Annotated in this window: 25 protein-coding genes; 22 read left to right on the forward strand and 3 right to left on the reverse strand. The window is 41.0% G+C overall.

Annotation, left to right across the window (positions count from 1 at the left end):
* The first annotated feature begins 19 nt into the window (after window positions 1–19).
* The 13 genes from SNE26_RS00390 to SNE26_RS00450 all read left to right on the forward strand — a co-directional run bounded on the left by SNE26_RS00390 (window position 20) and on the right by SNE26_RS00450 (window position 12,213).
* Window positions 20–1,261, forward strand: coding sequence for a UDP-N-acetylglucosamine 1-carboxyvinyltransferase (locus tag SNE26_RS00390; protein ID WP_321557425.1), 1,242 nt, complete (start codon window positions 20–22; stop codon window positions 1,259–1,261).
* 20 nt (window positions 1,262–1,281) lie between these two features.
* Complete coding sequence (locus SNE26_RS00395; protein ID WP_321557426.1) at window positions 1,282–1,818, forward strand: hypothetical protein; 537 nt, start codon at window positions 1,282–1,284, stop codon at window positions 1,816–1,818.
* Window positions 1,815–3,128, forward strand: coding sequence for a flippase (locus SNE26_RS00400; protein ID WP_321557427.1), 1,314 nt, complete (start codon window positions 1,815–1,817; stop codon window positions 3,126–3,128). The genes SNE26_RS00395 and SNE26_RS00400 overlap by 4 nt, the downstream gene beginning before the upstream one ends.
* Entirely contained in the window at window positions 3,125–3,982 is an 858-nt protein-coding gene (murB, locus tag SNE26_RS00405; protein ID WP_321557428.1) for a UDP-N-acetylmuramate dehydrogenase, read from the forward strand. Before SNE26_RS00400 ends, murB begins: the two co-directional genes overlap by 4 nt.
* Before the next feature lies 1 nt (window position 3,983).
* Window positions 3,984–4,913, forward strand: a complete 930-nt coding sequence (locus tag SNE26_RS00410) for a glycosyltransferase family 2 protein (protein WP_321557429.1) — start codon at window positions 3,984–3,986, stop codon at window positions 4,911–4,913.
* Between the two features lie 229 nt (window positions 4,914–5,142).
* Window positions 5,143–6,393: an O-antigen polysaccharide polymerase Wzy gene (gene wzy, locus SNE26_RS00415; RefSeq protein ID WP_321557430.1), complete on the forward strand. Its 1,251-nt coding sequence runs from the start codon at window positions 5,143–5,145 to the stop codon at window positions 6,391–6,393.
* A 99-nt stretch (window positions 6,394–6,492) separates the two neighbouring features.
* Complete coding sequence (locus tag SNE26_RS00420; RefSeq protein ID WP_321557431.1) at window positions 6,493–7,053, forward strand: serine acetyltransferase; 561 nt, start codon at window positions 6,493–6,495, stop codon at window positions 7,051–7,053.
* Between the two features lie 32 nt (window positions 7,054–7,085).
* Window positions 7,086–7,580, forward strand: coding sequence for an acyltransferase (locus tag SNE26_RS00425; protein ID WP_321557432.1), 495 nt, complete (start codon window positions 7,086–7,088; stop codon window positions 7,578–7,580).
* A 6-nt stretch (window positions 7,581–7,586) separates the two neighbouring features.
* Complete coding sequence (locus SNE26_RS00430; protein ID WP_321557433.1) at window positions 7,587–8,654, forward strand: glycosyltransferase; 1,068 nt, start codon at window positions 7,587–7,589, stop codon at window positions 8,652–8,654.
* On the forward strand, window positions 8,651–9,190 hold the full coding sequence (locus SNE26_RS00435; protein ID WP_321557434.1) for an acyltransferase: 540 nt from the start codon (window positions 8,651–8,653) through the stop codon (window positions 9,188–9,190). Before SNE26_RS00430 ends, SNE26_RS00435 begins: the two co-directional genes overlap by 4 nt.
* Window positions 9,191–9,211: 21 nt before the next feature.
* Window positions 9,212–10,300 (forward strand): glycosyltransferase family 4 protein, encoded by a 1,089-nt coding sequence (locus SNE26_RS00440; protein WP_321557435.1) that lies wholly within the window; start codon window positions 9,212–9,214, stop codon window positions 10,298–10,300.
* A gap of 24 nt (window positions 10,301–10,324) precedes the next feature.
* Window positions 10,325–10,888, forward strand: a complete 564-nt coding sequence (locus tag SNE26_RS00445) for a WcaF family extracellular polysaccharide biosynthesis acetyltransferase (protein ID WP_321557436.1) — start codon at window positions 10,325–10,327, stop codon at window positions 10,886–10,888.
* A gap of 191 nt (window positions 10,889–11,079) precedes the next feature.
* Entirely contained in the window at window positions 11,080–12,213 is a 1,134-nt protein-coding gene (locus SNE26_RS00450; protein WP_321557437.1) for an SGNH/GDSL hydrolase family protein, read from the forward strand.
* Between the two features lie 38 nt (window positions 12,214–12,251).
* On the opposite strand, the gene SNE26_RS00455 is transcribed toward SNE26_RS00450, so the two are convergent.
* Complete coding sequence (locus tag SNE26_RS00455; RefSeq protein WP_321557438.1) at window positions 12,252–13,985, reverse strand: right-handed parallel beta-helix repeat-containing protein; 1,734 nt, start codon at window positions 13,983–13,985, stop codon at window positions 12,252–12,254.
* Between the two features lie 414 nt (window positions 13,986–14,399).
* Between SNE26_RS00455 and SNE26_RS00460 the strand changes: the two genes are divergently transcribed.
* The 8 genes from SNE26_RS00460 (at window position 14,400) to rfbD (ending at window position 22,451) form a co-directional block, all read left to right on the forward strand.
* Entirely contained in the window at window positions 14,400–15,638 is a 1,239-nt protein-coding gene (locus SNE26_RS00460) for a WcaI family glycosyltransferase (protein WP_321557439.1), read from the forward strand.
* Window positions 15,639–15,660: 22 nt separating this feature from the next.
* The gene (gene gmd / locus SNE26_RS00465) at window positions 15,661–16,776 is read left to right on the forward strand and encodes a GDP-mannose 4,6-dehydratase (RefSeq protein WP_321557440.1); all 1,116 of its coding nucleotides are present in this window, start codon (window positions 15,661–15,663) and stop codon (window positions 16,774–16,776) included.
* A gap of 6 nt (window positions 16,777–16,782) precedes the next feature.
* A complete protein-coding gene (locus tag SNE26_RS00470) occupies window positions 16,783–17,727 on the forward strand; it encodes a GDP-L-fucose synthase (RefSeq protein ID WP_321557441.1) in 945 nt (314 codons plus the stop codon).
* A gap of 92 nt (window positions 17,728–17,819) precedes the next feature.
* Window positions 17,820–19,220: a UDP-glucose 6-dehydrogenase gene (locus SNE26_RS00475; protein WP_321557442.1), complete on the forward strand. Its 1,401-nt coding sequence runs from the start codon at window positions 17,820–17,822 to the stop codon at window positions 19,218–19,220.
* Window positions 19,221–19,269: 49 nt separating this feature from the next.
* The gene (gmd, locus tag SNE26_RS00480; RefSeq protein WP_321557443.1) at window positions 19,270–20,385 is read left to right on the forward strand and encodes a GDP-mannose 4,6-dehydratase; all 1,116 of its coding nucleotides are present in this window, start codon (window positions 19,270–19,272) and stop codon (window positions 20,383–20,385) included.
* A 51-nt stretch (window positions 20,386–20,436) separates the two neighbouring features.
* On the forward strand, window positions 20,437–20,667 hold the full coding sequence (locus tag SNE26_RS00485; protein WP_321557444.1) for a hypothetical protein: 231 nt from the start codon (window positions 20,437–20,439) through the stop codon (window positions 20,665–20,667).
* 328 nt (window positions 20,668–20,995) lie between these two features.
* Entirely contained in the window at window positions 20,996–21,550 is a 555-nt protein-coding gene (gene rfbC / locus SNE26_RS00490; RefSeq protein ID WP_321557445.1) for a dTDP-4-dehydrorhamnose 3,5-epimerase, read from the forward strand.
* A gap of 37 nt (window positions 21,551–21,587) precedes the next feature.
* A complete protein-coding gene (gene rfbD, locus SNE26_RS00495) occupies window positions 21,588–22,451 on the forward strand; it encodes a dTDP-4-dehydrorhamnose reductase (RefSeq protein ID WP_321557446.1) in 864 nt (287 codons plus the stop codon).
* Between the two features lie 79 nt (window positions 22,452–22,530).
* Here rfbD and cysN read toward each other — a convergent pair whose 3' ends face one another.
* Together cysN and cysD are read right to left on the reverse strand one after the other, a co-directional pair.
* A complete protein-coding gene (gene cysN / locus SNE26_RS00500; RefSeq protein ID WP_321557447.1) occupies window positions 22,531–23,817 on the reverse strand; it encodes a sulfate adenylyltransferase subunit CysN in 1,287 nt (428 codons plus the stop codon).
* Window positions 23,818–23,828: 11 nt separating this feature from the next.
* Complete coding sequence (cysD, locus tag SNE26_RS00505; protein ID WP_090528572.1) at window positions 23,829–24,734, reverse strand: sulfate adenylyltransferase subunit CysD; 906 nt, start codon at window positions 24,732–24,734, stop codon at window positions 23,829–23,831.
* A gap of 307 nt (window positions 24,735–25,041) precedes the next feature.
* Here cysD and rfbA point away from each other — a divergent pair, with 307 nt between their 5' ends.
* Window positions 25,042–25,902, forward strand: coding sequence for a glucose-1-phosphate thymidylyltransferase RfbA (gene rfbA, locus SNE26_RS00510; protein ID WP_321557448.1), 861 nt, complete (start codon window positions 25,042–25,044; stop codon window positions 25,900–25,902).
* Window positions 25,903–25,910 lie beyond the last annotated feature (8 nt).

Consider the following 25,910-nt stretch of genomic DNA (forward strand, 5'->3'; position numbering starts at 1 on the left):
ATCTGAAAAAGTAATTTTTATGGACAACAGCACATTTAAAGTAAACAAAGCACGTCTTGAGGGAAGTGTTAAAGTAAGCGGAGCCAAAAACAGTTCGTTAAGGCTTTTAGCAGCATCATTATTAACTGATGAAAATATTGAGCTATTTAACTTTCCTAACGGCTTGTTAGATGTTCAGGTGCACCTGGAAATGCTTAAGGTATTAGGCAAAGAGTATAGCGCAGCAGGTGATTATGTTAAAATTACCGAAGTTAACGAAAACCTATCTACAGTGCTAAAATGGGAGGAGCGTTCTATAAGAAACACCCTGTTGATATTAGGCGCCCTTACCACCCGTTTTGGTGAAGGTAAAGTGCCATTGCCAGGCGGATGTAAGTTAGGCGAAAGGAAATACGATCTTCACGTTGAAATGCTGGAAGCCCTTGGCGCTACAGTATGGGAAGAAGGTGATTACCTGTGTGCTAAAGCAACCAAGGGGCGTTTGGTAGGTAATGACGTGTTTTTATCAATGCGTTCAACAGGTGCCACCGAAAACAGCATCATATCTGGTTCATTAGCCTCTGGCACAACTACGGTATGGAATCCGCATATCCGTCCCGAGATCATGGATTTAATTGATATGCTCAATAAAATGGGCGCTAAAATTAAGGTGTATGGTCAAAAATGCATCGTTATTGAAGGCGTTGAAAAATTAGGCAGTGTTAAGCATTCTGTTATTCCTGATAACATGGAAGCGCTTACATGGGCCATAGGTTCGGTTATTACTAATGGCGATGTGGAGATATTGAATTTCCCGCTTGAGCATTTAGAAGTTCCGCTTATTTTCTTAAAAGAAAGCGGTATGAAAATTTACCAGGGAAAGGATTCAGTTATTGTACACGGTGGTGTGCCTTATCCTGTTGAAATTAGTACAGGCCCATATCCCGGTATCAACTCAGATATGCAGCCACTTTTCGCGGTTTACGGTGCCATGAGCCAGGGCGAATCAAAGGTTGTTGACCTTCGTTTCCCGGGCCGTTACGGTTATGCCGAAGAACTTGCCAAAATGGGTATGAAATACACCGTACAGGGCGATTTACTGGTAATTGACGGTGGAACCAAATTTACAGGTACAACTGTTAAAGCCCTTGACCTGCGCGCCGGTATTGCACTTTTATTAGCCGGATTAACAGCTGATGGCGAAACCATAATTGAAAGCGCCTGGCAAATACAAAGAGGTTACGAAAACATTGATCAGAAACTAAAAGGCTTAGGAGTTTAGAAAAGTAAACGCAATAATAGATGATTACTTTAAAAGAGACCATTTCTGCCATAAAAAATGATCTTCCTTCTAAATCATTCAAAAGCGCTGTACAATCATATTTTTACAATACGGGGTTTAGGGTTTTACTAAATCACCGTATTGGTAAATATTTATATCACAGTAAGTTTATTTTATTCAGGCAAATTGCCAACTATTATAAAGTAAGGCTTATAACAAAACGAAATTGTGATATATCCTATAAATCATTTATCGGCAAAAACGTACGTTTCCCTCATCCTATTGGTATAGTGATAGGGGATGGTGTGGTAATTAAGGATAATGTAAAGATCTGGCAACAGGTAACCTTTGGCAGTCATGGTAAAAACAACGAAACCATGTCGTATCCAACGGTTGAAGAAAACGTAAAAGTATTTGCCGGCGCCAAGATATTCGGGAATATAACTATCGGCAGTAACGCCATTATTGCCGCAAACGCTGTTGTTAATAAAAGTGTTCTACCCAATGATACTGTTGCCGGAATACCGGCAGTAAGCATAAAACAAAAGTCAAAATGAGTTCGTTCACAAGTGATTTACTTGCGGTTTTAAAAAGCAGAGGGACTGTTATTGTGACAGGCCTTTTAACAAGCGTTATTACTGCCCGTTATTTGGGCCCCGAGGGTAATGGTGTTGTTGCTACGCTTATAGTATATCCAAATTTATTTATGATCGTTGGCTCGCTTGGTATCAGGCAATCTGCTGCCTATTATATGGGGCAAAAGAAGTATGATGAAAGCGATATACTGGCCTCGGTTATTAATGTTTGGTTATTTACCAGTATAATAGGGGTTGCCATATGCTATATATTGTTAAAGTATTTTACCAATACCAAATTTAGTAACACCCTCCTTTTCCTTACCCTTTTACCTGTGCCGTTCGCTTTATTAACAACCTATGTTTCGGGCTTGTTTTTGGGTAAAAACGCTATTAAAGATTTTAATACGGTAAATTGGGTGCCAAACGTAGTAAAGCTTATTGCCTATGTACTGGTGATAATGATACTGCCCTGGGACGTTTACGGCGCTTTAATAGGTATTGCCCTTGGGTATATTTTACTCACATTTTTTGTGTGGGCCAAGCTTAAAAAGATGATTAAGTTCAGATGGACACCAAATTGGGAGATCACCAAAAAGATGCTCAGCTTAGGTTCCGTTTATGCTTTATCATTAATGATCATCAACCTAAATTACCGTGTTGATGTTGCTTTGCTTGAACATTTTGCCGGCGAATACCAGGTAGGGATATATACCAAGGGGGTATCAATTGTAGAGTACCTGTGGGAAATCCCTACTGTACTCAGTACCATTATTTTTGCACGTAGTGCCACCTCCAATGATCCAAAGGCGTTTTCATATAAGGTTTGCCAGCTGTTACGTATTTGTTTCATAGTAATATCGCTATGTTCGGTTGCGTTCTATTTCCTGTCAACCTTTATCATGGTTACCATGTATTCTGAAACTTTCAGACCAAGTTCAATGGTTCAAAAAATATTATTACCGGGTATCTTACTGTTAACTGTGTTCAAAATATTAAACATGGATCTGGCCGGCCGTGGTAAGCCTTGGTTATCAACTATAGCTATGATCCCTGCCTTGGTTATCAATGCAGTCTTAAACTGCTTGTGGGATTCCAAATATGGCGGTAACGGAGCTGCATGGGCGTCAACCATCAGCTATTCAATAAGCGCTATTGTATTTTTAGTAATGTATTCAAACCACGTAAAAATTAGTATAAAGGAAATATTTGCCTACTCAAAAAGCGACTTTGATTTTATAGGTGGTTTAGTGCAAAGATTTAAGAAAAAGCCAAACAAAACTGCCGCATGAGAGTATTTGAAAATTTTGACTTAACAGGCTTTAATTCGTACAGGATAAAGGCTACCTGTCGTAAAGCATATTTTCCAGAGAGTACCGAAGATATAATTGAACTATTTAAGGATAAAGATCCAAACAGGATATTAATAGGTGCCGGTTATAACATCCTGCTATCAAAAGATCATTACGACGCTGATTTTGTACTTTTCTCTGGCAACTATGAGCATATGGAACTGGTTGGTAACGACAGTATAATATGTGAAGCCGGTTGTGACATGAAAAAGCTAAGCGAGTTTGCACTACAGCATAACCTGGCTGGTTTAGAGATATTTTATGATATTCCAAGTTCATTAGGTGGCGCGGTTGTAATGAACGCGGGCGCATCTGGCGAAGATATTAAAGGCCTGCTGGTAAAGGTTTGGTATTATAATCCTAATACCAATACAGTTGAAGAAATTAGCAAGGAAGATATAGGCTTTGAATATCGTAACAGTTTCTTTCAAAAGAATCCGGGTATGATAATTTGCAAGGCCCTGTTGAAACTTACCCCCGGCGATCCGGAAGCCATTAAGCAAAAGATGGATACATTGAGGGATGCCCGCTGGAGCAAACAACCCCGCGATTACCCTAACGCCGGCAGTGTATTTAAAAGACCGCCGGGATATTACGTTGGTGCTATAATGGATGAATTAAAGCTCAAGGGATTTGCACATGGCGGCGCCCGTGTTTCAGAAAAACACGGCGGTTTCATTATCAATTTTGATAATGCAAAGGGCGGAGATATAATAGAGATCATAGCCGAAGTAAAAAGGCGCGTGATGGAGAAATATAATTTAGATCTGGAAGTTGAGCAAAGGATAATTTAACATGGATACATTGCCTAAGGTTTCAATTATTACTGTTTTCCATAATAGGGAAACTACCGCTAAAGAGTCGGTGCAAAGTTTACTGAATCAAACCTATAAAAATCTTGATATTTATATAGTTGATGATAAGTCGACCGATAATACTGTATCAATAATTGAGGAAGTATGTAATAACGATCCTCGTGTTAAAATTATACAAAACAAACCAAACAAAGGCTTTACAAAATCGCTGATAGATGTTATCAGCGGGCTTGATTGCAAATATGTGGCTATTCACGGTTCGGGAGATATATCGTTACCCACCCGTATTGAAAAGCAGGTGGAGTTTCTGGAAGCCCATCCCGAAGCCGGTGTTGTTACCGTAGGTGTTGCAAATCGCGCGCATGATAATTTTTCAGATACGGTTAAGGAAATCACTTTAAAAGACCTTTTGGGCAAAAACCGTATAAATCACGGCGCTGTCTTATATAAGCTGGATGAGCATCGTAAAGCAGGTGGATACCGCAGCTTTTTTATCCAGCGGCAAGACAAAGATCTGTGGTACAGAATGAGCCTGATTACCAAGCTATACTTTATTCCTGATCGGTTGTATGCCTGGACAAAGCAGGAGGTTTCTATTTCAACCGAAACAGGAAAAAGCCTGATCCCGTCGCTGATCTCGGAATTTGCCACCTTTTTAATAAAAGAGCGTATAAGGGATGGATATGATTCATTGGATAAATATGGCGAAAGAGCCGGTTTAATGTTTAACCCGGCAACCAGTAACCATATCTTTTTAAAGGATTTTCAGATCAACCTTGTCAGGGGAAGATTTGGGTTGTCTTTAAAGCACATCAATGCATTAATAGCAATAAATACCAGCATATTTACATTAGCATATTTATACGTTTTAAAAGGGATGCTAAAGTTTTTAATGCTGTTTCATAAATAAATTATGAAGGTTATATATTATTGAATGAGTAAGAAGGGGTATTATGCTATCTAAGCGGGTTTTTCGGGAAATTATTTTACTTGTTATTTTAGTTTGCCTGTTTCTTGTTGTTCCCTTAGGGGCCGACCCTCTGATTTTATGGGGCTGCTTAGGTGTTTTCTATTGGTATTTCTTCAGATCTTTCAAAGATCCAATATCAATTGTACCAGGCATCGAAACGTATTTCAAGATGGACCTGCTGTTTCTTATGTTTTACTATTTATTGTTGTACTATCCATATCAAACCTACGTATTAGGCGCGCATAGTATCACAGAAAATACATGGATAGCCAAAAGCTATGTAGAATATTCAAACAAGGCCATAATTGCATCCACAATTGGCCTGGTAACCTTTATGATGGGCTTTAGCCGCAAGATCAAAATAAAAAAGATATCTGTTTATAAAAAAGACTACAGTCAGTACCAATACAAAGTACTATACATGAAAATATTGCTGGTTACAGTGGCATTTGTTGGTCTTTTTTATGCAAAAGGCGGGATGGTAATGTTATCCGGATCATACTTAGGCTCCAGAACAAAGGATCCTATGATTGATGGTTTATATACGCTGCTATCGGTATTTGTATCGGTACTTGCCGGTTTTACTATAGTTTACTACAAAAAATATAAGTCGATAAATTTTTACATGGCACCGGCCTTACTGGTGTTTTTATTTTACAGTTATTTAACCCTTGTGGGTGGTGATAGAAATACCTTTTTTATTGTGGCAATTGCCGCGGCAGGAGCTTATTACTCATATATAAAATCCATCAGTAAAAAGATGCTGGTTATTTACCTGTTTTTGGCGCTGGCCCTATACCAGGTAATTGAGATTAGCCGCACTGCCGAAGACAGAAGTTTTGGTGCTATAGTAGCGGTTATAGCGGGTACTTCCCAAAGTTCGGCACCAACGCAGGTGGGTGATAACGTGGATCAGGGTTCTTTTTCAATTACTAACCTGGTTACCAGGGCCGCGTTTTACTTTGTGCCTGGCAAGGATGAACATACTTATGGTAAATTCCTGGTAATAGGTTTTGCCGGTTTTATCCCGTACGCAAGGGGCGCCATTGTTGACCCCCGGGACCCCGATCAAAGTAGTTCTTTTTACATGACCAGGGTTAACGGGTCCGGTTTCGGGCTTGGCTCATCCATAATAATGGATTCCTATATCGAGTTTGGTCTCGTCGGTATCCTGTTTTTTCCTTACATCCTTGGATGGTTGGGCCAATATATGCAGGCCAAGGCGCAAAGCGGGTTGTCTATAAAGTGGGGTGTGGTATATTTATTAGCCTTAGGAACCTATGCCGAAATATCAAGGTATACATTCGACTTTATCATTAAAAACATAGGTTGGGCTTTGCTGATCTTCATTTTGTTTGAATTTTTGGTAAAGGCGCGGGGCAAAGCGCCGGTTGCGGAAGAAACTGAATTTATTAAGTAGTTAATAAAAAATTACATCGCCCAAAAGGAAACTTCTTACAGTTACATTGGGTAAAAAGAATTAATACGCTGCTTTAAATAAGGCAAAAACATCCCTATTGTGAATAAAATAATTGAATCTGATCTATATCGGGTGGCGGGCGAGGTAAGCTACAAGGCTTTTTTGGCGAGGCTTTTAAAGGACCCCTGCTTTCGTTTTTTGTTCTTTTTCAGAAAAGCGCAGCAAACATCCAAGCGTTCGCCATTAGGATTTTTATACCACCAGCTTTTTAGGCGATACACCATTAAGTATGGCATACAGATCCCTAAACCTGTAAAAATAGGTAAGGGCTTTTTATTGCTTCATCAGGGCGGTATTGTTATAAACGCGCAATCAGTAATAGGCGACAACGTTACCATATTACATAATGTTACTTTGGGTAACACTAAAAGAGGGAAATTTATCGGCGCCCCTAAATTGGGTAACAGCATATATGTAGGACCGGGTGCGGTTTTGGTTGGCGGGATAACTATTGGCGATAATGTACTGATAGCCCCTAACAGCTACGTTAATTGTGATGTGCCTGCAAACAGCATAGCCTTAGGTAATCCATGTAAGATCATCCCGAGTGAAACCGCCACTTTGGGTTATATAAATAATTTTTACAGCGGCGAAGTTTAGTCAATTAATGCTCAGATCAATTACTAATTAACATGAAAGCTTTATATTATTTTATTTTCAAAAAGCTGTATCCAATAAAATATGCCCGCCATATTGGGGTTAAGGTAGGAGAAGATTGCAGGCTTATAAATGTTGACTTCAGTTCTGAACCTTACCTTATAACCCTGGGAAATCACGTAAGCGCCACTGCCACCAGGTTTGAAACTCATGACGGTGGTGTTTGGGTTTTTAGGGACAGGCACCCATTGGTTGATGTGGTTAAACCAATTAAGGTTGGCAATAATGTATTTATAGGGTATGGCTCGGTTATTTTACCAGGCGTAACCATTGGCGATAATGTTGTTATCGGCGCCTATTCGGTAGTTTCAAGGGATGTACCATCTAATTCAGTAGCTGCCGGTATACCAGCTAAGGTTTTAAAAGATGTTGCGGCCTATGAAGAAAGACATTTGGCCAATTCTGATCAGACAAAGAACCTCGATTATGAGGCTAAAAAAGCTTATTACACCAAAAAATACAATCAATAATTTAATATGGCTAAATTAAAGATCTGTGTTTTAATTGCCGGTTTCGGCATTGGGGGCGCTCAAAAACAATGCATATACTTATTAAATGAATTACAAAATGATCCCGAACTGGAACTGCATTTAATTCATTACTACGAGGGCATAAACTTCGATTTACTAAAACAGGAGAATTTAAAGATACACCAGCTGGCGGTTTCATCTTTTTATAACCCTAAGAACATTATAAATTTAGTGAAGCTAATTAAAGGCATAGGCCCCGATATTTTATTTTCGTGGCTGCATGCCAGTGATGTTTACTCGTACTTTATAAGCAAGTTTGTATCCAAAATGAAATGGATAATGACCGAGCGCGACTCGTTTTATCCGTTTGACCTGCGGTATAAATTACGCGGGTTTGCAGGCAAGGGGGCCGATCTTATCATCTGTAACTCGGTTAAGGGAAAGGCGTATTGGGAGCAAAAGGGTGTTAAATCTGGCAAGGTTGCAGTAGTAAAAAATATCCTGCTGCCTGCGGTAAAGAAAAAAACGCTGGAACTGGGCGGATCACCGGTAATTACTTATGCGGGCAGGCTTGAGGTACAAAAGAATGTTATAACCCTGGCAAATGCTTTTTGTGTATTGGCCGATAAGCATAAGGCAGCAAAATTCATGATAATTGGCGAAGGCATTTTAGATGGACAATTGCAGGAGATTATAAAAGCAGAGGGCAAGGAAGATAATGTATCCCTTATCTCTTACCAAAAAAATATACTCGCCTATTTTTCGGCGACTGATGTTTTTGTGAACATCAGTGCGCACGAGGGGATGCCGAATACCATTATCGAGAATATATTACTTGGTAATAAAATAGTGGCCTCAAAAATACCCGAGCATGAGGAGATCCTCGGAGCTGCATATCCTTATTATGTGAACGACCCTCATAACATTAATGAAGTTGCAGGTGCGATTGAGCGCATCTTAACTGAAAATAATATTGAAGATCATTTAGCATACGGCCGTACACAGCTGGAGCAAATGTCGGCAGAGAAGGTAGGTAACGCTTATAAAAAACTATTTAAACAAACATTAAATTGAAAAAGATAAAAAGGGCTTTATCGAGGGTATTTTTTCATTTATCCAGATTTTTTCTCCGTTTTTTGGAGGCAACTTATGTAAGGCTTTATATGGTTTATTACCTGAAACTGTTAAAGGCTTACGGTATTACATTTACCGGTACGCCGCGCTACATATCAACAAAGGTAAAGTTTGATGATTTTGATCAGGTTGAACTTGGCGAACGGGTGGTAATGTCTGAAAATGTTATCCTTTTAACGCACGATTACTCCTTAACCACGGGGCTTATCGCCGTAAATAAGGAGCCTAAAACCGATATCGCATTCATCCGCCCTATAAAGATCAGGAACAATGTTTTTGTGGGTATGAACACCATTATACTCCCCGGCACTACCATCAATGAAAACGTGATCATCGGTGCAGGATCGGTATTAAGGGGCGAGATCCCGGCCGATTCCATTGTTGTGGGTAACCCGGCGGTGGTTGTTGGTAAACTCACCGACAGGGTTGCCAAATGGGAAGCCATCCTTAAGGATGTAAACCTTAAAGTAGATTAATTGTATTTGTAATTGCTGCACATGAAAAGGAAAATATATTTTTTCTCCCACTTTCCGCCCCCTGTACATGGCTTTAGTAACGTAAACCAGTTTATCTATAATAAACTTATTACCGGCGGCCTGGAGGTAAAGAGATTTTCATTTGTAAGCAGCAGTAAGAACACGGCCATATTTTATTTAAAAAGAATACTAAAAGCTGTATATGCTACACTTTTGGTTTTAAAGCACCTGTTTTCAAGCAGGGACGATATATTTTATATGCCCGTATCAGGCGGGGCAGGGATGATATTTGAAGCGCTTCCCTGGATCTTTTCGGGCTTGAGCTTTAAGAAAAGCATTATGCACCATCACTCTTTTCAGTATTGCTACAAAAGGAGTTTTATGATGGGGATGATGCAAAAGTTTAATCAAAAGAACACTTACAACGTTTTTTTATGCCATTGCCATTATGAGGCATTTAAAAAAAACTATGCCATTAATAGCGATAACGTATACATTATTGGCAATGAAATGACATTGGAAGCAGCGGCTGCAGCAGGCGGCGTTTTACCTGTTGCGTCTGCTGAAAAAATGCTGACGATAGGGCACTTGTCAAACTTATCGGCCGAAAAAGGTTTCTATATTTTTTGCGATCTGGTTGAAAAACTTGCCTCAACCGGGAAGAACATCAGGTTTGAACTTGCCGGGCCGGCCGGTGATGCTGCCATAACATCAAGGATCACAGAACTGCAAGCCAAATTTCCTGCAAACTTTATATACAGGGGATCGCTTTATGGCGAGCAGAAAAACGATTGGTACCGGGCACTTGACTTTTTTGTATTTCCATCGGTTTATAAAAACGAGACCTTTCCACTGGTAATAGTAGAAGCTATTTTATTAGGTGTAATCCCGCTTACTACAAATATTGCCTGTATTCCCGAGTACAATAACAAGGCCTTTACCTTTTCGCCCGATGATTTTACAGCCGGTGCGGCCAATGTTATTTTAACTGGTTATGATGATGAGGCTTATTACGAGACCCTGAAAGCTAAACTGGCAGACACGAAGCGCAAGGCCGAATTAACCAGCAAAAAAGAGCTGGAAGATATAATGCACCTGTTTAAAAACTGATCTGCCAAAATCAATAGTACAACCATGATATCAAAAGTAAGGCTTAAGGATTTCGATAACAGCGTAGGGCTTGATAGGGGAGCTGGTAAATTAAAAAACATAACCTGGTACCTGGTGAAAATGGTATTCTTCCTCAACGCGTTTCCATTCCCCAATTCGCTGAAATGCTTTCTGCTGCGCAGCTTTGGAGCCAGGGTTGGTACAGGCGTGGTCATTAAACCCCGCGTTAATATACACATGCCATGGAAGCTTGAAGTTGGCAGCGATGTTTGGATAGGCGAAGAAGCCTTTATATTGAATTTTGAAAAGATTAACATAGGCAATAACGTGTGCGTATCGCAGCGTGCTTTTTTATGCGGCGGTAATCATGATTTCCGTACGCCATCAATGCCATATCGTAACGGGCCCATTACCCTGGCCGATGGTTCATGGGTTGGAGCAGGCGTTTTTGTAGGCCCCGGCGTAACTATAGGCACAGATACGGTTGTAACGGCTGGCTCGGTTGTTACATCAAACCTGGGCGATAATGGTATTTATAAAGGCAATCCGCCGGTTTATGTAAAACCCCGCTGGCCTCAATTATCATAGCCCTCCAATAATACTCCAACGGCATCGTTACGTATATATTGAAATCAATTTGGTGAAAAATTTGTTTACATTTCACTATGAAGTTTAACTCGTTGATATTTAGAATATACATTATGAATGCAGGTTTTTTTTTAATGCTTTTAATTGGGTGTGCCACTTACAATAATAGCAGCAGCACGGGTGGGGTTAAAATGGTCCAATCTCTGCCAACTGGCAAAGAGGCACTGGTTAAAGCCCTTAAATACGCGCAAACACCCGAAGTATGGGACACAAATCCCATTACTATAACCGAAGCAAACGCAAATTCATTACCTGTAAAAGTAGCGGCACTGGATTCGCGCCTTACTTATTTAAATGTAAATAGCGTTGAAAAAGCTACAATACCCGGTTATGTAAAAGGCCTATCTACAGATTTTGGCAATGGCGGACGCAATATTGAACAGGCAAATGTGCTCTCTGTTGATTTTATATTTTCGGGCAAACAGTTTGATTTTTTGCTTTATGATACGGGATCAAGCGTTACCCAACTCAATATGTATGTTGAGGTTGACGGTAAGCTTACCAGCGCCGATGGATTTGCCACTTCAGCAGGCGGTGCAAAGGAACATACCATTAACGTGAATTTTGCAAGCAACGCCATCAACAGGCATGTTAAGCTGATATTTTCGGGCTTCCGTTCATTTGGTGGCCTGCTTACTGAGCGAGGTGCCACAATTGCGCCTTACGTTACCGAAAATAAATCGAAGGTGGTTGTATTTGGCGACAGTTATACAGCAGGTACCGGTGCCAGTAACGAGTTTGTAAACTTTTATGCCTATGAACTGGGTAAAATGATGGGCTGGAATAACACCATCATCTCCGGAGTGGGCGGTACAGGTTATTTAAATGCAGGCAATAACCGTAAAACATTTCGCCAGCGTGTAAATGATATCATCAGCGCAAATCCAGATGCCGTTGTTATTGCAGGTGGGTTGAACGACCTTAAAATTGCCTCTGCCAAACAAGTGGGCGATGAAGCATCATTGTTTTTTAATGAGATAAGAAAAGCCCTGCCCAAATGCGAGATTATCGTGGTGTCTCCTTTTTGGCCCAAAGCAACTACTTACCCCGCTGCTTATAAAGACGCTATACGGGCGGCCATGAGTGGCATTGCCAATGCTGAATTTATAGATTTAGGCGGATCATTTACAGCTAACACCGGGCGTACGCTGGCTGTTGCAAGCTTGGTTTATAAAGATGGGATGCACCCGAGCCCCACAGGGCACACCGTAATTGCCGAAAAACTTTCGGCTGCAATAAAAAAGACCCTCTTAAACTTAAACTAAGAGGGTCTTTTTTAATTTTCAGCAAGATGTATATGTTATTACTGCTTGGCCACGCCGCTGGCAGCCTTTATTGAATTATCTGATTTATCGTTATTCATGATAATATTATCATGCGTATTAACCCTTGAGTTGCCAAAGTGTTGTTTAAGCTTAATGGCGTTGTTAAAATTCTCAAGAGTGTTGTTCTGCACTTTTATAAACGCGCTGTTGTCGTCAAGGTAAATACCATTTATCGGGAATGCATCTGCCCATTTGCTTTTAGTCATGTCATGTACCCAGTTTTCGTATATCTGCGTACCTGGTTGGTTGCTCAGGGTATAAATGGCGGCGCCATCATCATGCAATAGCATTACATGGTGGATGTTGTTTTTCCTGATGAGGTTGTATTGTGTACCGCTAAGCTTATCGCCGTATTCGTTACCAACTTCAATACCGGTATAGCGGCCCTCGCGGATCTCATTATTCTCAAACAGGTGGTTTGCCACGCAATTGGCTATAATACCCATACCATTAGTGTAATTCAACCCAACATTTTCAATAAGGTTACCGCTAATTACGTTTTTAATACACTGTATCGTAGCTGGCGGATTTGGTTTGTTGTACGTATCAATTACAATCCCGTTACCGCACATATCGTAAATGTGGTTTTTGCTGATGAGGCTATGGCTTACACCCTGTCCAAAAATTAAACCATTGGCACCCGAACTGTGGAGTGTACAATTACTAAGCGTAAAATTATCGGCATAGTTAACCTCTATCAATCCAGGGGCAAGGAATTTTTTAGTTTTCCTTTGTGCTGTTACGGCCAAATCGATAATTAAGCTGCTGGTGCCCGGTAAAAGCCAGGTAGTGTAAGCAAATTCAATATTGCTTATCTGTATGTTTTTTACCCTTGAGTCTATCGCTCCATTTATTTTAATAATGTTACTTAATAAAGGGGCGATCACCTCAGCGCTGTTAAGATCAGTGCCTGCTTTTGGTTTGTAGTAGATGATGTTTTTGGTATTATCAAGGTACCACTCATTTTCGCTATCCAAAAACTCCATAGCGTTTTCAAAGTAGTAGCTCTTGTTAGGATCAAGTAACCTGAACGCTGCGGTTGAAAAAAACGTAGCAGCCTGTGGCCCCGAAAGTGAAACGGCCGCGGTTGAACCCTGCTTGGTTATGGAGTTAATGAGCATCCTGCTTTGATACCAGTGCTGGTTTATTACCATTTCTACATTGGCCAGGTTGCCCCACTTGCCCGCTTCAGAAGCGTTAATGATTACCTTTTTGTTGCTGGTATCAAATGATTTAACCAGAAAGTATGGGCCGTAGTCGTCATCGTTATCGCGGTTGGGATAGCGTGCCCTCACGGCTATTTTGCCGTTTATATACAATTGCCTGGTATTAAAATTTGCCGGTACAGGCGCTTGATAAATACCATCCTTATACGGTGTCCATCCGGTTATTTTTTTTCCGCCCGAAAGTATGGGTTTTTCTCCGGGGGCATTGGTTATCAGTAGCTTTGAATCACTGCCGCCAAGTTCGGCGTTGGTAAATATTAATGATTTTACCATGTTATACGTACCCCCTTTAAGGTAAACGGTTACATCTTTAGTATTCGCAGCTTTTAAGTCCTGTAGCTTTTGCTGCAAAAGATAAATATTACCCGGCGCTGCACTACTAAAAGTAGCGCCCTTACCTGTTGGCGAAACATATAAAGCAGTTTGGCTAAACGCATTGAAGCTTGCACCCGCAATCAAAAAAAAAACTAATCTTATAACTTTCATTCGGCTTAAAAATTTAAAAAGTGCTTATTCATTGTAGCATAACGCTTATCCGGCTTAATTAGTTTGATTATCAATTTATAAAATAAGCATGTTTTTATGCATTGAGCTTTTATGTACAGCGTAAAAATCAAGCAAACAAATTTTAATTGATAATATTATTTTAATTATTGCTAAATCAAAACTAATTATATTCATTGATGTTAATTTGATAAACTGATAATTAATGACTTTTATTTTTGACTATTTAAAATTTTTTTCATTATTTTTTTATCAATAGTGAAATTATTGTATTTTTACGATTTATAATTAAAAAGCAAAGAGTTTAATCTATCTACCTTAACATAATGCAGCGGTTAAGATGAGTTTTGCAAAGCATATTATACCGGGCAAAACCCACACCTGCAATAATAAAAAATGAAAAAACGGATTTTACTGATCAGTCATAATTTTTTTCCTGAGCCTACCGGTATAGGAAAGTATAACGGAGAAATGATGATGTGGTTGGCTAAAAATGGCTACGATTGTACCGTTGTAACCACCTATCCCTACTATCCATACTGGAAGGTTCAGGAACCATACAAAAACCGCTGGTATAAAAAGGAGGTTTCGGCCTTTGATAATGGTTCTTTGACTGTATACCGCTGCCCCTCTTACGTTCCGCAAAACCCAACCGGCTCAAGAAGAATGATCCAGGATTTGTCGTTTTGGTCATCTATGTTCTGGACGGTTTTTAAACTGATGCTTACGGGAGCAAAGTTCGATCTGATAATCACCATAGCGCCGCCGTTCCATTTAGCCAAGCTGGGCCTGATGCTTAAAAAGCGCACCGGTGGTAAATTGCTTTACCATATACAGGATATGCAAATTGAGGCCGCACAGGACCTTAACATGATATCAAACCAAAAGCTGTTTGATAGGCTATATAAAATTGAATATAATATACTGCAGAAGGCTGATTTTATAAGCAGCATTTCTGATGGGATGATAAGTAAGATAAAGGCAAAGGCAAAAAAAGAAGTTTACTTTTTTCCTAACTGGGCCGATACCGCTTTTTTTTCGCCATTACCAAACCGGGGTCAATTAAAGCTTAAGTGGGGTTACGCGGCAGATGACATAGTTTACCTGTATTCGGGCGCCATAGGCGAAAAACAAGGGCTGGAAGATATTATACTGGTTGCCGAAAAACTGCAGGACAATAAACAGGTGAAATTTATCATCTGCGGATCAGGTCCTTATAAGGAAAACCTGATTGATATTGCAGGTAAAAAAGGCCTCACAAATATTAACTTTTTACCGGTACAGGATAAAGAAGTGTTTAACGAGTTCCTGAACATGGCCGATTTGCACATGATATTGCAAAAAGCCAACGCCAGCGATCTGGTAATGCCATCTAAACTAACAACTATACTGGCAGTAGGCGGCGCAAGCATTATTACAGCATCGCCCGGTACATCATTATATAACGTAATACATGATTACGACCTGGGTTACATTACCGAGCCGGGGAATATTGATTTACTTGCCGAAAAGATATTAAGCATTAAACAGGATAAAGTAATGGAGCAGAAACGCGAAAACGCGCGTAACTATTCGCTTAAATATCTTAACCTGGATAATATAATGAATGCCTTTGTGAACGATTTTATAGGATAAGCTAATTTACCGCATTTTAAATATGAAAAAAGTTGCTTTAATAACAGGGATCACCGGCCAGGATGGCGCTTATTTAACCGAGCTACTGCTAAAAAAAGGCTACGAAGTGCATGGTGTAAAAAGAAGGAGCTCGTTATTTAATACCGATAGGATAGATCACCTGTACCAGGATCCGCATGATCCATCGCCAAAACTGATCCTGCATTATGGCGATTTGAGCGACTCTACCAACCTTATCCGCATTATTCAGCAGGTACAGCCCGATGAGATCTATAACCTGGGCGCCATGTCGCACGTAAAGGTGAGTTTTGATACGCCGGAGTATACGGCCAATGCCGATGGTATAGGAACCCTGCGTATCCTTGAAGCTATCAGGATACTTAATCTCACAAAAAAAACAAAAATATACCAGGCATCCACGTCAGAGCTTTATGGGTTGGTACAGGCTGTTCCGCAGTCAGAAACTACACCATTCTATCCACGCTCGCCATACGCGGTTGCTAAACTATACGCCTACTGGATAACCGTAAACTACCGCGAAGCCTATGGCATGTTTGCCTGCAATGGTATTTTATTTAACCACGAAAGCCCATTACGCGGCGAAACTTTTGTTACCCGTAAAATTACCCGCGGCGTTGCCAAAATTGCTATGGGCCTGCAGGATAAACTTTACCTGGGCAACCTTGATGCGCAACGTGATTGGGGCCACGCCAAAGATTATGTAGAGGCTATGTACCTTATACTACAGCAGGAAACCCCCGAGGATTTTGTTATTGCCACAGGTATTACCACCTACGTGCGCGATTTTATTCGTTTGGCTTTTGCCGAAGTGGGTATAAACATTGAGTTTAAAGGCGAAGGTGTTGCCGAGCGTGGCTACGTAGTAAGTTGCGATAACCCCTTATATCAGTTAGCTGCCGGTACCGAGGTTGTAGCGGTTGATCCTAAATACTTTCGCCCTACCGAGGTGGAGCTGTTAATTGGCGACCCAACCAAATGCCAGCAAAAACTAAACTGGAAACCTAAATATGATCTGCAGGGATTAATTAAGGAGATGGTGGCTGCCGATGTAGAGCTGTTTGAAAGAGAAAAATTGTTAAAAGATTCGGGCTATAAAATTAAAAATCAATTCGAATAATTGTTTATGGATAAAAACGCCAAAATATATATTGCAGGGCATCGTGGTATGGTGGGATCTGCCATTTACCGCAAATTGCAAAGTGAAGGTTTTACCAACATTATAACCCGCACTTCTGCCCAGCTTGATTTACGCAACCAGCAAATGGTAACCGATTTTTTTGCCGAAGAAAAACCGGACTACGTGTTTCTTGCAGCTGCTAAGGTTGGTGGCATTATAGCCAACAATACTTACAGGGCCGATTTTTTGTATGAAAATCTCGCCATCCAAAACAATATCATCCATAACTCATACCTTAACGGTGTTAAAAAGCTGATGTTCCTTGGATCGAGCTGTATTTATCCTAAAATGGCCCCGCAGCCGTTAAAGGAAGAGTATTTGCTTACCGGCTTGCTTGAGCCTACTAATGAGCCTTATGCCATTGCAAAAATTGCAGGGATAAAAATGTGCGATGCCTACCGCGATCAGTATGGTTGTAATTATATATCGGTAATGCCTACCAACCTGTATGGCCTTAATGATAATTACCATGCGCAAAATTCGCACGTGTTGCCGGCGCTTATCCGCAAGTTTCATGAAGCTAAGGAAAGCAATGCCGCCGAAGTTAACATATGGGGAACGGGCAGTCCAAAACGCGAATTTTTATTTGCCGATGACCTTGCCGAAGCTTGTTATTACTTAATGCAAAATTATAATGAGCCGGGACTTGTAAACGTGGGTACCGGCGAAGATATGTCCATAAAGGATCTGGCCTTATTAATAAAGGATATTGTTGGTTTTGAAGGCGAATTGACCTTTGATACCACAAAACCTGATGGAACCCCGCGCAAATTAATGGATGTGAGCAAATTGCATAGCTTTGGCTGGCACCACCACACCACATTGAAGGATGGCATAACCGCCGCTTATCATGATTTCCTTGATCAAAGCAAGGTGCTCCATGAAAGGTAAAATGTTATCAGCGTAAAACAAATTGGCTTTATATAATAAAAACATTAATTGAACAAAAGGGAGAGATTCAAAACACTATTTCAATTTTATATATGAAAAACATTACTAAGATTTGCTGTATAGGAGCAGGTTATGTAGGTGGTCCTACAATGGCGGTAATAGCAAAAAAATGCCCCCACATTAAAGTTACAGTTGTTGACCTTAACGTACAGCGTATCGACGCCTGGAACGATCCGGATGTAGCAAACATCCCGGTTTATGAGCCAGGTTTGGGCGAGGTTGTTGCCGAAGCCAGAGGACGTAACCTGTTTTTTTCTACAGATGTTGAAACCGCTATTGATGAGGCCGAAATGATCTTCATCTCTGTAAATACCCCAACCAAAACATATGGTGCAGGTAAAGGTCAGGCAGCAGATTTGAAATGGATTGAACTTTGCGCAAGGCAAATTGCCCGTGTTGCAAAAGATAATAAGATCATCGTTGAAAAATCAACCTTACCGGTACGTACCGCAAGCGCTATAAAAGATATCCTTACCCATACAGGTAATGGTTCACAATTCCAGATACTGTCAAATCCTGAGTTTTTGGCCGAAGGTACCGCTATGGAAGATCTGGATGCCCCGGATCGTGTACTTATTGGCGGCGACAGCACACCGGAAGGCCAGAATGCTGTTCAGGCCCTGGTTGACGTTTACGCCAACTGGATTCCAAAAGAGCGGATCCTTACTACAAACGTGTGGTCGTCTGAGTTATCAAAACTTACCGCTAACGCGTTCCTCGCACAACGTGTATCATCAATAAACTCATTAACTGAGCTTTGCGAAAAAACCGAAGCTAACATCAACGAAGTAGCAAAAGCCATTGGAACTGATAGCCGTATTGGTCCTAAATTCCTTAAGGCATCTGTAGGTTTTGGCGGTTCATGTTTTCAGAAAGATATTTTAAACCTTGTTTACATTGCCAAAAGCTATGGTTTGGATGAGGTTGCCGATTATTGGGAGCAGGTAATCATCATGAATGATCACCAGAAAAGGCGCTTTGCAAACAGGATCATCAAAAATCTGTACAATACCGTTAACGGTAAAAAGATCACTTTCCTGGGCTGGGCCTTTAAAAAAGATACTAATGATACCCGCGAAGCCGCATCTATCTACGTAGCAGACCACTTACTGAATGAGCAGGCAGATATTGCAGTGTTTGACCCTAAAGTGCCTGAAAAACAAATCTACAGCGATCTGGACTACCTGCATACCCGCGGCTCCGAAGAAAACAAAAAAGGAGTTACTGTAGCTATAGACCCTTACGAGGCTTGTAAAGGTGCGCACGCCATTGCGGTTTTAACCGAGTGGGATGAGTTTAAAACTTACGATTGGCAAAAAATTTACGATAGCATGTTAAAACCAGCTAAAGTATTTGACGGCCGTAACCTGCTTGATGCACAAAAATTAGAGGCTATTGGTTTCCAGGTTTGGTCTATCGGTACAAGTATTTAGTAGCTGGTTATAAATTGATATTTAATTAAGAAAAATACCCCCATACTTTATGAAGAAAAAAGCCTTACTTACCGGTATAACCGGCCAGGACGGAGCCTACTTAACCGAGTTGCTGCTTAAAAAGGGATATGAAGTTCACGGTATAAAACGCCGTAGCTCATTGTTTAATACAGATAGGATAGATCACCTGTACCAGGATCCTCATGATACCGAGGTAAAACTGATACTGCACTACGGCGATCTGAGCGATTCAACCAACCTTATCCGCATCATTCAGCAGGTACAACCAGATGAGATCTATAACCTGGGTGCCATGTCGCACGTAAAGGTTAGTTTTGATACACCTGAGTACACCGCTAATGCCGATGGTATTGGTACCCTGCGTTTGCTTGAAGCTATCCGCATTTTAGGTTTAGAGAAAAAAACAAAAATATACCAGGCATCAACATCTGAACTTTATGGTTTGGTACAGGCCGTTCCACAGTCAGAAACTACGCCGTTCTATCCGCGTTCGCCTTATGCAGTGGCAAAAATGTATGCCTACTGGATAACCGTTAACTACCGTGAGGCTTATGGTATTTTTGCTTGTAATGGTATTTTGTTTAATCATGAGAGTCCGCTGCGTGGCGAAACCTTTGTAACCAGAAAAATTACCAGGGCTGTAGCTAAAATAGCTATGGGCTTACAGGATAAATTATTTTTGGGCAACCTTGACGCGCAACGCGACTGGGGCCATGCCAAGGATTATGTAGAAGCCATGTACCTGATATTACAGCAGGACACTCCTGAGGATTTTGTTATTGCCACGGGTGTAACCACAAGGGTAAGGGAATTTGTAAGACTTGCATTTGCCGAAGTAGGCATTGTAGTTGAATTTAAAGGCGAAGGCGCATCTGAAAAAGGATATGTGGTAAGCTGCTCAAACCCCGATTTCCAGGTAGAAACAGGTAAAGAAATTGTAGCTGTTGACGAAAAATATTTCCGCCCTACAGAGGTTGACCTATTGATCGGTGATCCAACAAAATCAAAAACCAAACTGGGCTGGGAACCTAAATATGACCTTCAAGGCTTAGTTCAGGAGATGGTAGCAGCTGATGTTGACTTATTTAGAAGAGAAAAACTGCTTAAGGATTCAGGTTACGCTATCAAAAATCAATTTGAATAGTCTTCCTTATGGAAAATATGCCAAAATATATATAGCAGGCCATCGGGGGGAATGGTTGGTTCAGCAATTCTCCGAAAGCCGGAAAAGAAGGGCTTTGCTAATAATATAGGCATTGGGGAGGGCGTCATTATCAAAGAACTTTCCCTGTTAATTAAGAAAATTGGTAATGAGGGCGAAATTGTTTTTGATATATCAAAAACAGATGGTGCACCAAGAAAGTTGATGGATGTTGCAAAGCCGGCTGGAGATATCACACCAGACTTGAAGACTGCGTTGCATTAGCATAAGCTGATTTTTTAAGTAAGGCGCATTGGTTGCGCAACGATAAAAGTATATGTCATTGTAATCAAAAGCCGGTTAATACCGGCTTTTGGCGTTTTTGGGGCTGCAGATAATTATTTTGCAGGTTCGGTCATGGTGTTCCTTCCAATTGCTCAATGTCTAAATTCTATGTGATTAACACTCAGTGATTTGTAATTGCTACCTATTAATAGGGTTTAAAAAAAAGATATTTTTTAAAACACGCCATCGGTCCCTGTAACATATTTTGCCTTATCTTCGTTAATGCAAATCGGTATGCGCCCCGCTTTTAACTATTTTTATATATTCTATGACCATAATACCAACCCCGCTTGAGGGATGTTTACTAATAAAACCCCGCATTTTTAATGATGATCGTGGTTACTTTTTTGAATCGTTTAACCAACAGCGATTTGCTGATGCCACAGGCTTCAATGTTAATTTTGTACAGGATAATCAATCATACTCAACCAAAGGTGTATTACGTGGCCTGCACCTGCAAAAAGGCCCGTTTTCGCAGGCTAAGCTGGTTAGGGTAACCAAGGGCCAGGTATTGGATGTGGCTGTCGACCTGCGCAAAGGATCTGCAACTTATGGACAGTATCATGGTGAGCTTTTAACCGAAGAAAATAACGAGCAATTTTTTATTCCACGTGGATTTGCCCATGGTTTTATCGTATTGAGCGACGAGGCCGTATTTCAATATAAGTGCGACAATTACTATAACAAAGAGTCGGAAGGTGGTTTGCACTATGCCGACCCGGACTTAAATATTGATTGGCAGCTTAGCGGGGGCGATGTGCTGGTGTCTGATAAAGACCTTGAACTCCCGTTTTTAAAAGATGCCCCTGATTTTGGGTTCTGATTTTTTTCCTGTTTTAATCAAATAATACTTGTTAAAAATGCAAAATATCATCGTATTTGGAGCATCGGGACAATTGGGTAACTGTCTAAAAAAAGTAGCCGGCGATAGAGAAATAAGTTACATTCATTTCCTGCCTGAAGATGAGGCTGACATTCTGCGGAATGATTTGCTCAATATTGTTTTTGAAAAATACAGACCTGCCTTTGCTATCAATTGTGCTGCTTATACCGCTGTTGACAAAGCGGAAGACGACGTTGACCTGGCCCGGGCTATCAATAAAACCGGCGCCGCAAATCTTGCTAAGCAATGCAAAGCATACGGTGCCACCCTTGTGCAAATCTCAACTGATTTTATTTTTAAGGGAGATGTGGCATCACCACTCACAGAAGAAGCCATTGCCGAGCCTATCAGCGTATACGGTGTCACCAAACTGGAAGGCGAGCAGGCGATTGCAGAAATTCTTGATGAATACTATACAATCCGCACAAGCTGGCTATACTCCGAGTATGGCAACAATTTTGTAAAAACCATGTTGAAACTTGGTGCCGAGCGCGATGAGCTTAAGATCATTGCAGACCAGGTTGGCACACCAACATATGCCATTGACCTGGCAGAAGCAATTTTAGCTATCATAACAGCTGGTAAAAAAGCATATGGTATTTATCATTACAGTAATGAGGGTGTAACCTCATGGTATGACTTTGCCAAAGGCATCTTTGATATTTCAGGTACCGGTGTTAAAGTTTTTCCGATACGCACATCCGAATTTCCTACAAAGGCACAACGACCTGCATATTCGGTAATGGATAAAGCTAAGATCAAGGCCACGTTTGATATAGAGATCCCTTACTGGCGCGACAGCTTAAAAGTTTGTATTAAGAAATTGGCCACTGCACAATAAGCAGTTGGTTTTTAGAGAAAAATAAAATGCCAGGCTTTCTTACGAGCCTGGCATTTTATTATGCTTTTTTCCGGGTAGCTTACAAGAATGTCCCTGCTGCTACTGTTTCATTAGTTGATTCATCAACCAGGATCAATGAGCCGGTAATACGGTTTTTGCGATACTCGTCAAACACTACGGGTTGGGTAGTGCGTAAACGGATCTTCACCATTTCGTTCATCTTAATATCAGTATTTTCTTCCTGTTTTTCAAGCGTATTGATATCCAGTTTATAATAAACTTCTTTAATGATCGACATTACCTCGCGGGTGGTGGTTTTGAGATGATATTTAGCACCAGGGCGCGGGCTGCGGGTTGCCATCCAGCAAATCATCGCATCAAGGTCCTGGCTTACCTGCGGTTCGCTGTCATCTTTTACAATCATATCGCCGCGGCTTACATCAATATCATCCTCCAAAGTAATGGAAACTGACATTGGTGCAAAAGCTTCCTCAACCGGCCCCGAATAGGTGTCGATAGATTTTATGGCCGATGTTAATCCTGATGGCAATACGGTGATCTTATCGCCGGGCCTGAAAATGCCGCCTGCTATCCGGCCGGCATAACCACGGTAATCATGATATTCATCGGCATGCGGACGGATCACCGTTTGTACCGGGAAACGCGCATCTGAATGGTTTTCATCGCTGGCAATATGGATAGTTTCCAATGTATGCAGCAGGCTTTCACCTTTGTACCATGACATATTTTCCGAGTCGTTAACCACATTATCACCGGCCAGGGCACTGATCGGCACAAAACGGATATCGGTAACATCAATTTTGGCTGCAAATGCTTCGTATTGCTCAACTACTTTGTTAAATGCTTCTTCGCTGTAATCAACCAAATCCATTTTATTTACACAAACAATAATGTGCGGAATTTTTAAAAGCGATGCAATGAACGAGTGGCGGCAGGTTTGCTCAACCACGCCTTTGCGGGCATCAATAAGCACCAGGGCAAGATTGGCGGTTGAAGCGCCGGTAACCATGTTGCGGGTATACTGGATATGACCAGGAGTATCGGCAATGATAAATTTGCGTTTGGGAGTGGCAAAATAGCGATAGGCTACATCAATGGTGATACCCTGCTCGCGTTCTGAACGTAGGCCATCGGTTAATAACGACAAATCAACATGCTGAAGTCCTTTTCGTTCGCTCGATTGTTTTACAGCTTCCATCTGGTCTTCAAAGATGGATTTTGAATCGTATAGTAAGCGCCCTATAAGGGTGCTTTTCCCATCGTCAACACTACCTGCTGTAGTAAAACGTAATAATTCCATTGTGGTGGTATATTTTGCTCCGGGCTTGACTGCCTGAAGGCTCATTGAATCAAATTTTAAAAATAACCTTGTTTTTTCCTGTCTTCCATTGAAGTATCCGAGCGCTTATCATCGCTTCGGTTGCCTCGTTCGGTGCTGCGGGTGGCTGATACTTCGGCAACTATCTTCTCCAGCGTATCGGCGTCTGATTCGATACCGCCGGTGATGGTGATATCGCCCAGGGTACGAAAACGCATCAGCTTGTTTTCTATAGTTTCACCCTCGCGAAGCTGTAAAAACTCAGAAGCCGGCAACCAGGTATTGTCGCGGTAAACGGCGTTACGCTGGTGTGCAAAGTATAATGAAGGTATAGCTATGTTTTCTTGCAAGATATAGTTCCAGATATCCATTTCGGTCCAGTTACTGATCGGGAACACGCGGAAGTGTTCGCCCATGCGCTTGCGGCCGTTAAAGATGTTCCAGAGCTCGGGGCGCTGGTTTTTGGGGTCCCACTGCCCAAATTCGTCGCGGTGACTGAAGAAACGCTCTTTAGCACGGGCTTTTTCCTCGTCACGGCGTGCGCCGCCAATAGCAGCATCTATTTTATTGCTTTCAATGGTATCAAGCAGGGTTACTATCTGTAACTCGTTGCGGCTGGCGTTGATACCGCTTTCCTCAACTGCACGGCCTTTGTTAATTGATTCCTGAACCGAGCCTACAATAAGCTGTACGCCAAGGTTTTCAACCAGCTTATCCCTGAACTCCATAGTTTCAGGAAAGTTATGGCCGGTATCAATATGGATTAGGGGCATTGGGATTTTAGCGGGCCAGAATGCCTTTTTTGCCAGGTGTGTTACAACAATAGAGTCTTTCCCGCCCGAAAACAGGATGGCAGGACGATCAAATTGTGCAACCACTTCCCTGATAACGTAAATGGCCTCCGATTCTAATTCCTGCAGATGAGTAAGATAATATTTATGCATGTTAACAATGAAAATCCGCTAAATCCACCTAAATAGTAGTTTTTAACGTTCAAACTGCAATAATAACAATTTTATGCTAATGTTGAGGGTATTAAATGGATTTTGCTTTTGAAAAAGGCTTGTTGCTTAGTGTATGGTTTCATGTTCAAAATAATCAGATAAAATATAAGTTTGCATATTGAACAATAAATACCAACTTTATACCTGACAGCGTTGTTTAAAGGTATAATAATGGGCCTTGATATCACGGTAGCATTATTATATACTGGCTTCAGGATATTTACTTTAAAAATTAGTATAATCAAATATGAAAGGCATTATTTTAGCAGGAGGGTCAGGTACCCGGCTTTATCCTATAACCAGGGCAATTAGTAAGCAACTAATGCCTATTTACGATAAGCCAATGATATATTACCCATTATCGGTTTTGATGCAGGCGGATATCAAAGAAATTCTGATCATTACCACAGCCGAAGATAATCCCGGTTTTAAACGGTTGTTGGGCGATGGCTCCGAACTGGGCTGTAAATTTGAATATGCTATACAGGAAAAACCTAACGGACTTGCCCAGGCTTTTGTTATTGGCGAGCAATTTATAGGCGATGATAAAGTAGCTTTGATATTGGGAGATAACATATTTTATGGTACCGGATTTAACGAATTGATCCGCAGTTTTAACGATGTTGAAGGCGCTGCTATTTTCGCTTATCATGTGGCCGATCCTGAACGTTACGGTGTGGTTGAGTTTGATGCTGAATTCACGGCCTTATCAATTGAGGAAAAACCTTTGCAGCCAAAATCGAAATTCGCAGTGCCCGGCCTTTATTTTTATGATAACTCGGTAATTCAAATAGCTAAGGATCTTGAACCATCACCGCGCGGTGAGTATGAAATTACCGATGTCAATAAGTTTTACCTTGAACAGGGTAACCTGCATGTTGGCGTTATGGATAAAGGTACAGCCTGGTTGGATACCGGTACATTTGATTCATTGAGCGATGCTACCGAATATGTACGTGTAATTGAAAAACGCCAGTCAACAAAAATCGGGTGTATTGAGGAGGTTGCTTACCGCCGTGGTTTTATCGATGATGACCAGCTGAAGTTATTAGTTAATAAGTATATCAAAAGTGGTTACGGCAAATACTTGCAAAGCCTGCTGCCGTAATAAGATAA

Source organism: Mucilaginibacter sp. cycad4, assembly GCF_034263275.1.
In the GTDB taxonomy this organism is placed as follows: domain Bacteria; phylum Bacteroidota; class Bacteroidia; order Sphingobacteriales; family Sphingobacteriaceae; genus Mucilaginibacter.

What these genes read in the sequence shown, in the direction of transcription:
- murB (WP_321557428.1), top strand. Translation starts at nt 3,125, where the DNA reads ATGAGAGTATTTGAAAATTTTGACTTAACAGGCTTTAATTCGTACAGG.
- wzy (WP_321557430.1), top strand. Translation starts at nt 5,143, where the DNA reads ATGGACCTGCTGTTTCTTATGTTTTACTATTTATTGTTGTACTATCCA.
- SNE26_RS00460 (WP_321557439.1), top strand. Translation starts at nt 14,400, where the DNA reads ATGAAAAAACGGATTTTACTGATCAGTCATAATTTTTTTCCTGAGCCT.
- SNE26_RS00470 (WP_321557441.1), top strand. Translation starts at nt 16,783, where the DNA reads ATGGATAAAAACGCCAAAATATATATTGCAGGGCATCGTGGTATGGTG.
- SNE26_RS00455 (WP_321557438.1), bottom strand. Translation starts at nt 13,985, where the DNA reads ATGAAAGTTATAAGATTAGTTTTTTTTTTGATTGCGGGTGCAAGCTTC.
- SNE26_RS00410 (WP_321557429.1), top strand. Translation starts at nt 3,984, where the DNA reads ATGGATACATTGCCTAAGGTTTCAATTATTACTGTTTTCCATAATAGG.
- SNE26_RS00425 (WP_321557432.1), top strand. Translation starts at nt 7,086, where the DNA reads ATGAAAGCTTTATATTATTTTATTTTCAAAAAGCTGTATCCAATAAAA.
- cysN (WP_321557447.1), bottom strand. Translation starts at nt 23,817, where the DNA reads ATGAGCCTTCAGGCAGTCAAGCCCGGAGCAAAATATACCACCACAATG.
- gmd (WP_321557440.1), top strand. Translation starts at nt 15,661, where the DNA reads ATGAAAAAAGTTGCTTTAATAACAGGGATCACCGGCCAGGATGGCGCT.
- rfbA (WP_321557448.1), top strand. Translation starts at nt 25,042, where the DNA reads ATGAAAGGCATTATTTTAGCAGGAGGGTCAGGTACCCGGCTTTATCCT.
- cysD (WP_090528572.1), bottom strand. Translation starts at nt 24,734, where the DNA reads ATGCATAAATATTATCTTACTCATCTGCAGGAATTAGAATCGGAGGCC.
- SNE26_RS00475 (WP_321557442.1), top strand. Translation starts at nt 17,820, where the DNA reads ATGAAAAACATTACTAAGATTTGCTGTATAGGAGCAGGTTATGTAGGT.
- SNE26_RS00390 (WP_321557425.1), top strand. Translation starts at nt 20, where the DNA reads ATGGACAACAGCACATTTAAAGTAAACAAAGCACGTCTTGAGGGAAGT.
- rfbD (WP_321557446.1), top strand. Translation starts at nt 21,588, where the DNA reads ATGCAAAATATCATCGTATTTGGAGCATCGGGACAATTGGGTAACTGT.
- SNE26_RS00485 (WP_321557444.1), top strand. Translation starts at nt 20,437, where the DNA reads ATGGTTGGTTCAGCAATTCTCCGAAAGCCGGAAAAGAAGGGCTTTGCT.
- SNE26_RS00450 (WP_321557437.1), top strand. Translation starts at nt 11,080, where the DNA reads ATGGTCCAATCTCTGCCAACTGGCAAAGAGGCACTGGTTAAAGCCCTT.
- SNE26_RS00395 (WP_321557426.1), top strand. Translation starts at nt 1,282, where the DNA reads ATGATTACTTTAAAAGAGACCATTTCTGCCATAAAAAATGATCTTCCT.
- SNE26_RS00440 (WP_321557435.1), top strand. Translation starts at nt 9,212, where the DNA reads ATGAAAAGGAAAATATATTTTTTCTCCCACTTTCCGCCCCCTGTACAT.
- SNE26_RS00445 (WP_321557436.1), top strand. Translation starts at nt 10,325, where the DNA reads ATGATATCAAAAGTAAGGCTTAAGGATTTCGATAACAGCGTAGGGCTT.
- SNE26_RS00430 (WP_321557433.1), top strand. Translation starts at nt 7,587, where the DNA reads ATGGCTAAATTAAAGATCTGTGTTTTAATTGCCGGTTTCGGCATTGGG.
- gmd (WP_321557443.1), top strand. Translation starts at nt 19,270, where the DNA reads ATGAAGAAAAAAGCCTTACTTACCGGTATAACCGGCCAGGACGGAGCC.
- rfbC (WP_321557445.1), top strand. Translation starts at nt 20,996, where the DNA reads ATGACCATAATACCAACCCCGCTTGAGGGATGTTTACTAATAAAACCC.
- SNE26_RS00400 (WP_321557427.1), top strand. Translation starts at nt 1,815, where the DNA reads ATGAGTTCGTTCACAAGTGATTTACTTGCGGTTTTAAAAAGCAGAGGG.